The following is a 12617-nucleotide window of genomic DNA, read 5'->3' as shown; positions in this document are numbered from 1 at the left end:
CGGATTAGCCGAGCCGCTTCTGGTGCCGTTCGCGGTTTTCCGCTTTTTTGCGTTCGCTTTTGCGCAGCAGCACGTATAGAGCACCGCTGCCGCCGTGGCGACGCTCGGCGCTGTGGATCGCCATGACGGCGGGCAGTTGCGGCAACCAGGCGCTGACATAGCTTTTCAGCAGGGCGCGCGGGGTGCTGCGCTCCCCCTTGCCGTGCAGGATCAGCAGGCAGCGGATATCCCGGACTTCACAATCCGCAATGAACTGCACCAGCGTCTGGCGCGCTTCGTTGAGGGTTTTCTGGTGCAAGTCCAGGCTGGCTTGCAGCTCGTATTTGCCGAGCCGCAGCTTCTTGTAGACCCCCTCCTGCACCCCATCACGCTTGAAGCCGACGATTTCGTGCGGATCGCGCATCTCGATGGCCTCCATGGTGAGGTGGTCGAGGGCGAGTTGCTCGGCGGTGGCAGCCTGACGGCGAGCGAGCTGCGCCTCGGTCGGGGCGGATTTGGCCGCATGGGGATGGATGTTGTCGCTGCGAATGGGCCGCACGTCGGCCACTTCATTCATGAATAGCGAGAGTTCGTCGTTATGAGACACGGCAGGCTCCCCATAAGAAAAAGTGGGGGCCATTATAACGGCCGCAACCGGCACAGAAAACGGGGAAAGGGGGAGGGGATAAGGGGCACCCGGCATGGACACTGGTGCATCCTGGCCCGGGAATCACAGTCGCGAACCATAAAACAGCACAGGCGGTCAGTGTGAACTGCCGCCTGTGGTCAGAGGATTATTTGCCCTCTTTGGGTTGTTGAGAATGGGGTTGCTGTGAATGAGGCGGTTGCGAGTGCATCACCTTGTAGATGAAGTAGGCCGCGTAAGAGCTGATGAGCAAGAAGGTGCCGATAATCACCAGCATCGACATCAATCCCACGCTGTTGCCAAACATCAGGTCCAGCCAAAAGTCCATTTTATTGCTCCTGTCACCCGGTTGATGACAGGCATGATAAATACCTCTTTGCCCTGTCCAGGATGATCCCGATCAACTCCCTTGCAGGTTGTTTAATGACCAGTGCGATCTGTGATCGTTCTCACTGGACTCCTTGCTACCGAGCCTGCACAGGGCCCGGTGTGGTGAGCGGGGTAATGCGCCACCCTTGCTGCTCCAGCAACGCCAGCAACCCCTGTTCGCCATAAAGGTGCAGGGCGCCTACCACGATAAAGCTCTCGTTGGGCAGGGTGGACCATTTCTTCAGCCAGTTGTGGTTGCGCTCGGCCAGCAGGGTCTGCTCCATCCAGCTCTGTAGCGCAGAGGGAGCCATCTCCTCCTTGAGCAGATTGATAAGCGTCGCCTCATCTCCCTGCTGCCAGGCCTTCATCACGGCGGCGAAACCACTCTCCAGCATCGGTAGCTCATCCAGGGTGCTGGCGAGCATCAGGGTCTGGTTGTCACCCACGCTGGCCAGATAACCGAGCTGCTCCAGCAGGGTTTCAAAACCCACTACCGGTTTGCCCTCTTTGGCGGCCCGGACGGCAAAGTGCTGGTCTATCCCGAGTTCACTCTTGAAGTCGGAGCGGGCCATGGCGGCCTGGGTCAGGGTAATGGCGGCAAACCAGGGGCGCAGGGTGGCGAGGGTAGCCTCGTCGATGCCATAGCGGGCCCCCGCCATCAGGGTGCGTTGATAGAGCTCGGCAGGGAGATGATCCTTGAGCGGTTTGCCATCCACCAGTCGGGTGAGGGAGCCGGTCTGTTGCCACTGATCCGGCGTGATGCTATTCATGTCCACCTCCATCACCAGTGCGCGACTCTGCAGCCAGGCACGCTCCACCGGCTCGGGCAGAGGATAGAGGGAAGGTTTTCCCGCATGGATGGAGCCCAGCAGCCAGTGTTGCTGGTTGCCCTTGCTCACCCGATAGAAGGCGGGATCGGCAAAGGCGTGCAGTGGTAGCAGCAGGCAGAGCAGGAAGGCAAAGAGGGTGCGATGAAATCTCATGGGGATCCTTAATGTGCGCCGGGTGACTTCTCTTGCTGACAATAACTCTTATGATAAGTCCTCATTTCAGATAACCAAGAGGTTTGCCATGCCCCATCTTCGTTTTCGCGCCGTGACGCTCGATACCCTGCAACAGGTGAGCGGCCCGCTGCTGGCCGAACTTTGCGAGCTGACCGGCGGCAAGCCGGAGTTTGTCACCATGGAGCGGGTGGAGAGCAGCTGGATCCGCAACGGCGAGCCAGAGGCGGGTTTTCCGTTTGTCGAGCTGCACTGGTTCGAGCGGCCGCAGGAGATGCAGGACGCCGCCGCGCGCCTTATCACGTGCCATTTGAAACGGGTGCTGGGGGAGCAGACCTATGTGGTGGTGCAGGTGATACCTTTGGTCAAGAGCGCCTACTACAGCAATGGCGAGCACTATTGAAGAGTGGGGCAAACCAGGTTGGCGGATTGGATTACGCCGCTATACAGCTAACTCAATCCGGGCGGCAGGATGCTTGTCGCCCATCACGGGATCAGGCCGATTTGGCCAGCAGTTTATCGAGCCAGCGAGTGGGCAATACCCGTCGCAGGAAGGCAAACAGCCGGGTTGGAGTGGTCACCGGATAGCGCGCTTTGGGATGGGCGTGGGTCAGCGCATGGAGCAGCGGAGGGATACAGGCTTCGCTCGAGAGGGTAAAGCCGCTGGTGGCCCCCTCTTTTTCCAGCCGCGTCAGGGTCTGGCGGTAGGCCGACTGATGACGGCTCTGGGCCGGATCGATGTGGCGCAGGAAGGCGTTGCGAGCATTGGCACGAAAACGGGTATCGATGGGGCCCGGTTCAATCAGGCTGATATGTACCCCGCTACCCGCCAGTTCGAGGCGCAGAGTGTCGCTATAACCTTCCAGCGCAAACTTGCTGGCGTTATAGGCGCCGCGATACTTCATGGCAACCAGTCCCAGAACCGAGCTGTTCTGCACTATCCGTCCCTCTTTGGCCTCCAGCATCGGCGGCAGCACCTGACGGATCAGATGGTGCCAGCCAAACAGGTTGGTATTGAACTGCTCCCTGAGCGCTTCGGTGGGCAGATCTTCCAGCGCCCCGGGTTGGCCATAAGCGCCATTGTTGAACAGGCCATAGAGGCGCCCGCCTGCCAGATGGAGCGCCGCACTGGCACCCAGCTCGATGGAGGCAGAATCCGCCAGATCCAGCTGTACTGCCAGCAATCCCTGTTGCTGCAGACGGGCCACATCTTCCGCCTTGCGCGCCGAGGCGATCACGGTAAAACCGTGCTGCCCCAGCGCCTGTGCGGCGGCGAGGCCAATACCGCAGGAACAACCGGTGATCAAAACAAAACGGGGCATGATGGCGTCCTTGTGACTGCTGACAAAAGCGTGCTGGTGAGTGGATAAAACCCTTATCCGGCTCGCATGTTAGCCTGCCAACCGGAAAAAAGAAAACCGGGCCAAGTGGCCCGGTTTGCTGACATCGTATTGCCTGATTACATGAAGGTAAGCGGCATGATGATGTGGAACTTGACGTCGTGCTCGGAGGCGAAGATGTTGGGGTAATCGGTCCAACCGCCGCCCTGGCTGATGTCGTTGTTGTAGTCGGTGTAGTGCAGTTTGAACAGGGTGCCTTTCAGCTTGCCATCCTGCACGGTATAGCTGACATCGAAGTTGACGGCCCACTCGGTATCCTCGCCGTTGGCTGCTTTCTTGCCTTGGCCATTTTCGATATCCCAACCGTAGGCGCCGGATACACCGACAGCCCAGCCCGGCGCACCAACCAGATCATCCAGAGAACGGGTCACGCCGAAGAACAGTGCTTTTTCGTTGTTGGCGTTCCAGTCAGAGCGGGAATCCCACCAAATTTCGTTGGCGCCCTGGGAGTTGGCGTAGCCACGGGTCAGACGGGGCAGGTAGTTGCCTTCCGCACCTTCAGCCTTGGTCCACAGACCTTCCAGACGGAAGCCGTATTGGGCGTAGTTCCAGGCAGCGGTCAGTGCTTGTTGCCATGCCAGGCCGTCGTAAGTTTCAATCTGGGAGCCGCCCTTGGTGTAGGTCTCGGTCTCGGAACCGTAGAACTGGTAGCTGGTGGCGAGGCCGCCCAGTACGTCAAACTTGTGAGCCAGTTTGAAGTGGTAGCTGTCCATGTAGCCTTCGGACTGACCGAAAGAACCGGTCACGGCAGTGCCATTTTCAAAGGTGTAACGAGCCGCGATACCGTGGATATAGTCGATGACGTTTTCATCAGCGAACGGATCCATCCACGCTTTGGCGCGAGAGAAGACCTGAGTCTCTTTGTACCAGGGGGCCTTGTACTCGTCAGCGATGGCGTAGGTCAGGTAGAGACCGCCAAAGTTGCCTTCGACTTGACCACCACGATAGGTGCCCGGCTGATAGGACCAGTTAACACCGATTTGGCCAGGGACATACAGCTGGGTGTAACCACCCTTGGCAGTCACACCGCCGTCCAGGAATTTCAGCTTCAGAGCTGCGTTGGAGAGGCTGAAGCCACCCTCGGGAGAGCCATCTTTGTAGTTGTTGCCCCAGGAGTTGCCTGCGAAGGAGAATTCGTTCTCCTGGTTGACCGGATGGTTTTCGGTAACGGCCAGGTCATAGGCACCGAAGCCGCCCAGATCCAGACCAACAGTGTCCCAGGCATAACCGGAGTTGAAGTTGAGAGCTGCCTGGACGGTGGAATGGCTCAGGTTGGACTGGTACTTGCCTTCTTTCTTGGCGGCAGTCGGGTCACCATCGATGCGCTGACGATCACGCTGGAAGTAGAACAGGCCACCGGTCAGTTTGGAGTCTTTTACGAAGGTTTCATAGGACTGGCCATATTCCGGGCTCATCATATCCTGGGCTGCCAACGCCATGCCGGGGGCGACCAGAGCGGCTACCACAGCGGCACTCAAAGCGGCGCGCTTGAAGATCACGTTTTCCATTTTTATTGCTCCTGATTTTATGGACTTAGCTTTTTTCCGGCAGCTGGCATCGGGCCTACCGCTCGGTATTGGCATTGCAATCAAAACCCCGAAGGGCAAAAAATCTTCTCTTGGTTATCTGCAAACCCGGATGTCTTGGCACATCTGTAGTTGGCAGTCCTGATCATCACATGTTGTTTTTTTTGTTCCGATTCTTGGCTATCGGACAACTCCAAGAGTACGTTCGCGGTGCGAAATATCAATGAAAAGTTCCCTCAACGTTTCAAAAGTATGACCGAGTGCAAATAATCATGGGCAAGGTCGTAAACAGCCTCATGGCCGGTATCACGGTAATGAGAGCGTTTTCTTGGAGGTGTGGCCAGCGCCGGTGCGGGTTTTCATCAGATACGGGGGAAGGGAAGCTGTTAACCTGCAGGCAACATATAATTTTGTGCTACAAAAAAACTTTCCCTCTGGTCGAGGGAAAGTGAATTGGTGGGGATGTGGGGCGAATAGGGTCAGCCTTGCTGGCCGAGGATGCGGGGGATCTGTTGCGCCTGATGGTGGATATGGGACGAGACCTGCACCGAGAGTTGGCTTACCTGACAGGCCTGCTGACGAATACGGGCGATCAAATCGGCAAAACTGGCCAGCTTGTGCTCCTGACTTTTGGCATTGTCGGCGCCCTGCAGGGCGATCACTGCGGTGTTGCGGGCGATCTCCCGCACCGCCTGGGTGGTCTGGCGCAACTGCTCGGCTTGTGCCCGTTGGCGGCTTGACTCGCTGGTGATCCGGTTCAGCACGGTGCCAAGCTGTTCACCAGATTGGGTCAGACGCCGCAGAATCTCGGTGATCTGGTTGAGGGATTGCTGGGTATTGGCCGAGAGGTGGCGCACCTCATCGGCGACCACGGCAAAGCCGCGCCCCTGTTCCCCTGCACGGGCCGCTTCGATGGCGGCGTTGAGGGCCAGCAAGTTGGTCTGCTGGGCGATATGACTGATGACATCGACAATGTCCGTCACATCGGCAACCGAGCGGGTGAGGGCTTCCAGCGCCTCATCGCTCTCGTCAATTGCCAGCCCGGTCTGACGAGTAGCGTGCAGCATGCTGCCCACCAGATCTTCGCTCTGGCTCATCGCCTGTTCGTTATGGTGGGCATGCCGGGCGATGTCGGCGGCGACCTGATGGACCTCTCCGGCCAGCTGGTTCAGCTCATCCATCATCTGACCGCTCTCGTCGACTACCAGCTCGGTGGTGCGGGTGCTGTGGTGGATCTCGTCAACCTGGCTGACCATTCCTTTCAGACTGAGGGATACCGCAGACAGCTGCCCCTCTTTCTGTTGTTGATCCTGCTGCAGGCGACCGATCAGCCGATTGTAGCTGGCAACGATATCGGCCAGCTCGTTGCGATCACGCCCGGCAGATAACGGCTCGGCCTGCCCAGTCTGATCGAGCTGCAGAAAGGCTCCGCGCAGTCGCAACAAGGGAGCGAGCAGCCAGCGTCGTTGCACCAGTGCAAACAGCAGGGCGACTACCACCAGACAGAGCGCCAGCGTGCCGAGGATGGTGGCCAGCTCCTGATTGACGGCTTGCCGCTCGTGGGCAAGTTGTTCCCCCATCTGTCTGGTCGCTTGCAACATGGCCATGATGTCTTGCTGCACGGTCTGGCGGCCAGCCTGTTGCTGTTGTAGCGCCGTGCGGCTGTTGGCCAGCTCCTGCGGATAGCGGCCCAGCAGCGAGCGTAATTCGCTGCGCGGTTGATCTCCCAGCTCCTTGCGTACCGGCTCCCCCAGGGTGAACTCATCGGCGGGCACCTCTTCATACAGGCCGAGCAGCGGCAAGGCTTGCAGCGCTTGGGCCTGTTTTTGCAGTGCCTCCAGCTCGAAGCGGATCCCTTCGAGCAGCTTCTCATTGCCCTGTTCCATATAGCTTTGGCGCAAATGGGCGAGGCGCGGCAGGCCCGCCAGGATCTCGGTTGCACCGCGGCGATATTGCTGTGCTGCGGCAGATTGTTCCGTGCTGGCACCTTGCTCCCCATAGCGGATCAGCGCCATAGCCTGGCTGCCCAGCTCACTCTCCGCATTTTGCAGCAGCAGTTGGCTGTTGCCCGAGAGCTTGCCTGCGGCCTGATAGTCGTGCGCGATGCGCTGCGCCATCTGTTTGAGTTGCTGTCTGAGCGGGGCCGCCACGGCATCATCCTGAGCGGCCAGCGAGGAGAGCGCTTGCTGGCGGATCTTCTCTGCCGCGGTCAGTTGCTGTGGATCGCCGCTGTTGAGGTAGTCACGCAGGCTGTTTTGCAGGGTCACCGTCACCAGTTGTTGCAGCGTCTCGTGCTGATGCTGGGCCTGATTGGCATGGGCAAGCTGTTGCCAGCCGTGGTAGAGGGCCAGCGCCTGTCCTCCCGCAACCAGTAACAAAACAAGGGAGGATAGGGTGGCGTAATGGGCGATTTTCACGGGGTAATTCCTGTCAGCACAGACCATGGGGGAGCGTGGCCCGAGCCTAAACAGGGATGATGGCGTTTTTATGACAGCATGGTCAGGTGGCCCTATTTTACCGACTTAACTGGCTGGGGATGCCTGAGCTCTGTTGCGTTGGCCCAGCATACCGAGCAGGGCGCCTCCCATGATAAGTGCACCGGCCAGCAGATGGCGCGAGGTCAGCTCTTCTCCGTTCAATGCCACTAACAGCAAAGTACTCAGCAGCGGTGTCAGGTAGGCAAGGGCACCGATCCGGCGTGGATCGCCGTCTCGCAGTGCCAGATACCAGGTCACAAAGGCCGCCCCCATGGGGCCCAGCGCCAGCCCGATGATCAGCCACCAGTCACTGGTGGGGATCTGCGCGAGCGGCAGGGGCCCCTCCAGCAGACGGGCGAGCAGCAGAGCCAGCAAACCAGCGGGCAGGCAGGCTGCCGCAGTGACCACGGCAGGTGCCGGTGGCAGACGGCGTGACAGCACCGAATAGGCCCCCCAGACGACAGCTGCACCGAGCGCCAACAGGTATCCCGGCAGATAGGTCTGTTGCAGTTGCAGCTCGCCATTGACCATCACCAGCATGGAGCCCGCCAGACCAAAGGCGCCAGCCAGCAGATGACGGGCATGGAGTGGATGGCCGGGCAACAACAGCGGGGTGAACAGAATGATGCAGAGCGGCCAGAGGTAGTTGATGAGGTTGGCCTCCAGCACCGGGGCATGGCGAAAACTCATAAAGAGCAGCAGATGGTAGAGCAGCAATGCCGTAACCGTCACCAGCCAGGTAATAGGACGAGCGCGCCATTGGCGCCAAAACGGCAAGGCCCCGACCCCGCAGAAAAACAGCACCAGCCCGACCAGCACCAGTGGTGACACGCTGGTGACCCGTGACGTCAGCGCCGCCAGTGAGGCCCACAGCACAATGGTCAGCAGTGCAAAACCGGTGGATCTATCCCACCAGGAACATCCGGACATCCAACACTCCTTTGCAAGATGAAGCTGCTGGCTTTGCCGTAGGGCTCAGCCAAAAAAAGCAGTCTATCAGAGAGAGGAGAGATGCCGAATGCCGCGTGAATACAATTACTTGTGACTTGGTGAGAATTTTGATGGTGCAAGCAGAGTGCTGCTGGACGTCGAACGAATCGCCAAAGAGATGAGTGAATGCGAAAAGGGGATGATGGGTGGCGTCCCAGGCAGGATTCGAACCTGCGACCTCGCCCTTAGGAGGGGCGCGCGCTATCCAGCTGTGCCACTGGGACGTGCGGGCATTATATAAAAATGCCAATAAAAATAAACAACTGCGTATGTCTGTCTATCCAGTTGCTTACATTCTGGCCGGATTGTGCGTTTGTGCTCTGGGGGTCAGATAAACAAGTTTGTGGTGTCTGAATAAGAAGGGGTGGGGGGAGGAAGATACTGGTATGCAATAAATTGACTTTGAATTCACTTGTTGCCGTGAGGTATGGCTACCTCTTGTTGTGTTGTGCCACAGGTGTTGAGCTTTTGTCGCTTTATTTTGTTTTAGTGAAATTTTTAGCTTAATCAGTTGGGTAGCTATTAATAATGGCCAATGCTCCCTTGTATTTTAAAGATGAATCATGAGGCCATGGCTCAGCGTCAGGTACGGTCAGTAGCGGGTTTGGAATGGTCTTGTTTGCTTAGTTATATAAATTGCCATAGAGTTAATTCGCGATTAGTTATCGCCGAAAATAAAGTTGTGACAAGGGCAAACCGATTGAAAAGTCGGGACGCAAAGCCTCCGGTCTAAAGGCGTTGTTGAGCTGGGATAGCGGGGCCACCACAGTGTTATGCTGGCTGCCTTTGCCAAGGGGTAGTCGTGTTTGTGTTGCCTGTCGTGATGTGTTGCCCTTTCGTTTGTCCATAACGTAAAGGAAAACAATATGCTAAGTCCAAAACCCGCATCGCTGGCCATGATGGTCGGCTCCCTGCTTGCCTCATCTGCCGTTTATGCGGCCGCGCCGGGCAAGCCCACCATCGGCTGGGGTCCCACCAAGTTCGCCATTGTTGAAGTGGATCAGGCGGCAACCTCCTACAACAATCTGGTCAAGGTCAAGGATGCCGCCGATGTGGAGGTGAGCTGGAACCTCTGGAGCGGTGACGTCGGCCAGACTGCTGGGGTGCTGCTTGATGGCAAGGAGGTGTGGTCTGGCCCCTCTGCTGCTGCAGGCACGGCCAAATTCAAGGTGAACAAAGGTGGGCGCTACCAGATGCAGGTGGCCCTCTGCAATGCCGATGGCTGTACTCTCTCTGATGCCAAGGAGATCGTGGTCGCCGATACCGATGGCAGCCACCTGGCGCCGCTAAAGGCCGCGTTGCAGGAGAACAACAAGCCCTACGCCAACAAGTCCGGCAAGGTGGTCGGTACCTACTACGTGGAGTGGGGCGTCTATGGTCGCAAGTTCACAGTGGACAAGATCCCGGCCCAGAACCTGACCCATATCCTCTATGGTTTCACCCCCATCTGTGGCGGGGATGGCCTCAACGATAGCCTCAAGGAGATCGAAGGGAGCTTCCAGGCGTTGCAACGTGCGTGTGCCGGTCGTGCCGACTTCAAGGTTGCGATCCACGATCCTTGGGCCGCCGTTCAGATGCCGCAAAGTGGCCTGACTGCCTATGACGAGCCTTACAAGGGTAACTTCGGTGCCCTGATGGCGCTCAAACAGGCTTACCCTGACCTCAAGATCCTCCCCTCCGTCGGCGGCTGGACCCTCTCCGACCCCTTCTACTTCCTCGGCGACAAGAGCAAGCGCGATACCTTCGTCGCCTCAGTCAAAGAGTTCCTGCAGACCTGGAAATTCTTCGATGGCGTTGATATCGACTGGGAATATCCGGGTGGACAGGGCGCCAACCCGAAACTGGGCAGCCCGAGCGATGGCGCAACCTATGTGACCCTGATGAAGGAGCTGCGCGCCATGCTCGATGAGCTGGAGTCGCAGACTGGTCGCAAGTATGAGCTCACCTCCGCTGTCGGCGCCGGTTACGACAAGATTGAAGATGTCGATTACCGCGCGGCCCAGCAGTACATGAGCCACATCTTTATGATGACCTACGACTACAACGGCGCATGGAGCAATACCGAGCTGGGTCACCAGACCAACCTCTACGCGGCGAGCTGGGATCCCAACACCAAGTACACCACCGACAAGGCGGTCAACCTGATGCTGGCGCAGGGGGTTGACCCCGGCAAGCTGGTGGTTGGTGCCGCCATGTATGGCCGTGGCTGGACTGGCGTGAGCGGCTATCAGGGCAACAACCCCTTCACCGGCAAGGCGACCGGCAAGGTGAAAGGCACCTGGGAGGATGGCGTGGTCGATTACCGCGACATCGTCAACAACCGTATGGGCAGTGGCTGGGAGAAGAGCTACGACGAGGTGGCCGAGGCTCCCTATCTGTTCAAGGCTTCGACCGGCGATCTCATCACCTATGACAACGACCGCTCGGTCAAGGCCAAGGGGCAGTATGTGCTGGCCAACAAGCTGGGTGGCCTCTTCTCCTGGGAGATTGATGCCGACAACGGCGACATCCTCAATGCCATGCACGAGGGTCTGGGTCACGGCGAGGGAACCACTCCGCCAGCCAACAAGCCGCCGGTGGCCAACGCGGGCAGCGATCTGAGTGTCACCGGCCCGACCGAGGTGACGCTGAACGGCTCCGCGTCCCACGACCCGGAAAATGGCGCCCTCACCTATAGCTGGAAGCAGGTCTCCGGCCCGCAGGCCACCTTGCTGGATGCCACTCAGGCCAATGCCCGCGTTGTACTCGATGCCGTGTCCACCGACATCAATCTGGTGTTCGAGCTGACAGTGACCGATGACCAGCAGTTGAGTGCCAAGGATCAGGTGGTGGTCACCAACAAGGCGCCGCAGCCCAACCTGCCGCCACTGGTTAGCCTGCCGGCTACCGCTTCCGTGGAATCCGGCAAGCAGGTGACCCTCAAGGCGACCGCATCTGACCCGAACGGTGATCCGCTCACCTATCAGTGGACGGTACCGGCCGGCCTCACCGCCAGCGGTCAGAACAGTGCCACCCTGGTGGTCACCGGTCCGAACGTTACCAGCGATACCGCCTATGACCTGAGCCTCACCGTCTCCGACGGCGCGCTGGATGCCAGTGCCGCCACCCGTCTGACGGTCAAGCCGGTCAGCGGTGGTGGCGGTTGCTCGGCCACTGATCCGGATGCCGCCAACTGGCCTGCCTGGCAGGCGAGCAAGGTCTACAACGGCGGTGACAAGGTGAGCCACAACCAGCTGGTGTGGCAGGCCAAGTACTGGACTCAGGGCAACGAACCGAGCCGTACCGCGGATCAGTGGTTGCTGGTGAGCAAGGTGCAACTGGGTTGGGATGCCAATGTAGCTTACAACGGTGGCGAGATCACCACCCATAATGGCCGTCAATGGAAAGCGCAATACTGGACCAAGGGCAACGAGCCCGGCAAACACGACGTCTGGCAGGATGTGGGGGCCGCCAGCTGTAAATAAGGCTTGAGTTGTGGCGGGGCATGCTGGTCATGCCCCGCTTTTGCAACCCGCGGCGCTGAACATTGGTTGCTCTGCCAATCCCTCTTTTTCTGCTCTGTCTTGTATCCGGTCAGGCCGACTTGTGGTGCCGGCATGAAGGCTCTCCCCAAGTGATGGCTGCACTGCTCTCTGATAAGGTGTGAACCTGATTCGTGGTAACCTTTCCGCTGTTGTAATTACACTGCTGGAAAGTCTGCGGCCGAATATTTTCAGGTTGCCCAAGAGGCGAGCATCCCGCTGTTGGCGAGACAGGCCAGCGGGTCGGTATCGCCAGGATGAGGGCTTGCTCAACTTCGCTTGCTCTTTTTAAATCTCTGTCCGTCGTCATGCTGTCCCTTCATGCAGTACCTAATCGACGGCATTTGGCTGTTGAACAAGGATGGCAAGCATCATAGCCAGCTTCCCGGATGCTGGTGTTATCCAAGCCAGCGCTCCCGGCAAGGGGATTTCATGGTGTCATACCTGGATCAGGCCGAGATCCTGCAATGAGCCGATGCAATAAAAGATGGGGCCTGCGGGCCCCATTCTTGTTTGGTGGAGTTCAGGTTTGGCCGTGGAACATCTGGCCCGGACAGGACAGCGCCTCGAAAGGGCTGTGTGATGATGTGTGTTGTTGTTTTATTACATTTTCCGTGAAAGGCTTTCAGCAATTATTTGCCGTAGCGGAAGTAGTATTCACGGGTGGAGGGGGCATAGGCATCTTTCTCTACAACGCCGTTCTTGGTG

General features: G+C 58.5%; 9 protein-coding genes, 1 tRNA gene and 1 riboswitch. Of the genes, 2 read left to right on the top strand and 8 right to left on the bottom strand.

The window, feature by feature from the left end:
* Window positions 1–4 precede the first annotated feature (4 nt).
* From smrA to G5168_RS06625, 3 genes are all read right to left on the bottom strand, one after another.
* Window positions 5–586, bottom strand: coding sequence for a DNA endonuclease SmrA (smrA, locus tag G5168_RS06635; RefSeq protein ID WP_005338734.1), 582 nt, complete (start codon window positions 584–586; stop codon window positions 5–7).
* A 187-nt stretch (window positions 587–773) separates the two neighbouring features.
* Window positions 774–953: a DUF3149 domain-containing protein gene (locus tag G5168_RS06630; protein ID WP_005338733.1), complete on the bottom strand. Its 180-nt coding sequence runs from the start codon at window positions 951–953 to the stop codon at window positions 774–776.
* 136 nt (window positions 954–1089) lie between these two features.
* Window positions 1090–1977: a TraB/GumN family protein gene (locus G5168_RS06625; RefSeq protein WP_421172958.1), complete on the bottom strand. Its 888-nt coding sequence runs from the start codon at window positions 1975–1977 to the stop codon at window positions 1090–1092.
* A gap of 88 nt (window positions 1978–2065) precedes the next feature.
* On the opposite strand from G5168_RS06625, the gene G5168_RS06620 reads away from it, so the two are divergent.
* Complete coding sequence (locus G5168_RS06620; RefSeq protein WP_421172959.1) at window positions 2066–2398, top strand: DUF1904 family protein; 333 nt, start codon at window positions 2066–2068, stop codon at window positions 2396–2398.
* Window positions 2399–2489: 91 nt separating this feature from the next.
* On the opposite strand, the gene G5168_RS06615 is transcribed toward G5168_RS06620, so the two are convergent.
* The 5 genes from G5168_RS06615 to G5168_RS06595 all read right to left on the bottom strand — a co-directional run bounded on the left by G5168_RS06615 (window position 2490) and on the right by G5168_RS06595 (window position 8612).
* A complete protein-coding gene (locus G5168_RS06615; RefSeq protein WP_421252015.1) occupies window positions 2490–3317 on the bottom strand; it encodes an SDR family oxidoreductase in 828 nt (275 codons plus the stop codon).
* Between the two features lie 137 nt (window positions 3318–3454).
* A complete protein-coding gene (locus G5168_RS06610; protein ID WP_421252014.1) occupies window positions 3455–4903 on the bottom strand; it encodes an OprD family outer membrane porin in 1449 nt (482 codons plus the stop codon).
* Window positions 4904–5400: 497 nt separating this feature from the next.
* Window positions 5401–7338 carry a methyl-accepting chemotaxis protein gene (locus G5168_RS06605; protein ID WP_421172960.1) on the bottom strand — a complete coding sequence of 646 codons (1938 nt, stop codon included), beginning with the start codon at window positions 7336–7338 and terminating at the stop codon, window positions 5401–5403.
* Between the two features lie 105 nt (window positions 7339–7443).
* On the bottom strand, window positions 7444–8328 hold the full coding sequence (locus tag G5168_RS06600) for a DMT family transporter (RefSeq protein ID WP_181269729.1): 885 nt from the start codon (window positions 8326–8328) through the stop codon (window positions 7444–7446).
* A 207-nt stretch (window positions 8329–8535) separates the two neighbouring features.
* Window positions 8536–8612 (bottom strand) — tRNA-Arg (locus G5168_RS06595).
* A 456-nt stretch (window positions 8613–9068) separates the two neighbouring features.
* Window positions 9069–9156, top strand: a riboswitch (cyclic di-GMP riboswitch).
* A 98-nt stretch (window positions 9157–9254) separates the two neighbouring features.
* Here G5168_RS06595 and G5168_RS06590 point away from each other — a divergent pair.
* Complete coding sequence (locus G5168_RS06590; protein ID WP_421252013.1) at window positions 9255–11852, top strand: glycosyl hydrolase family 18 protein; 2598 nt, start codon at window positions 9255–9257, stop codon at window positions 11850–11852.
* The last annotated feature ends 765 nt before the right edge of the window (window positions 11853–12617 follow it).

The sequence above is a fragment of the Aeromonas sp. 600724 genome, assembly GCF_049175135.1.
Lineage (GTDB): Bacteria > Pseudomonadota > Gammaproteobacteria > Enterobacterales > Aeromonadaceae > Aeromonas > Aeromonas veronii_A.
This window is presented reverse-complemented; position numbering and strand designations above follow the sequence as displayed.

Coding starts and splice junctions, on each gene's coding strand:
- G5168_RS06630 (WP_005338733.1), bottom strand. CDS start 953: ATGGACTTTTGGCTGGACCTGATGTTTGGCAACAGCGTGGGATTGATG.
- G5168_RS06625 (WP_421172958.1), bottom strand. CDS start 1,977: ATGAGATTTCATCGCACCCTCTTTGCCTTCCTGCTCTGCCTGCTGCTA.
- G5168_RS06620 (WP_421172959.1), top strand. CDS start 2,066: ATGCCCCATCTTCGTTTTCGCGCCGTGACGCTCGATACCCTGCAACAG.
- G5168_RS06615 (WP_421252015.1), bottom strand. CDS start 3,317: ATGCCCCGTTTTGTTTTGATCACCGGTTGTTCCTGCGGTATTGGCCTC.
- G5168_RS06610 (WP_421252014.1), bottom strand. CDS start 4,903: ATGGAAAACGTGATCTTCAAGCGCGCCGCTTTGAGTGCCGCTGTGGTA.
- G5168_RS06600 (WP_181269729.1), bottom strand. CDS start 8,328: ATGTCCGGATGTTCCTGGTGGGATAGATCCACCGGTTTTGCACTGCTG.
- G5168_RS06590 (WP_421252013.1), top strand. CDS start 9,255: ATGCTAAGTCCAAAACCCGCATCGCTGGCCATGATGGTCGGCTCCCTG.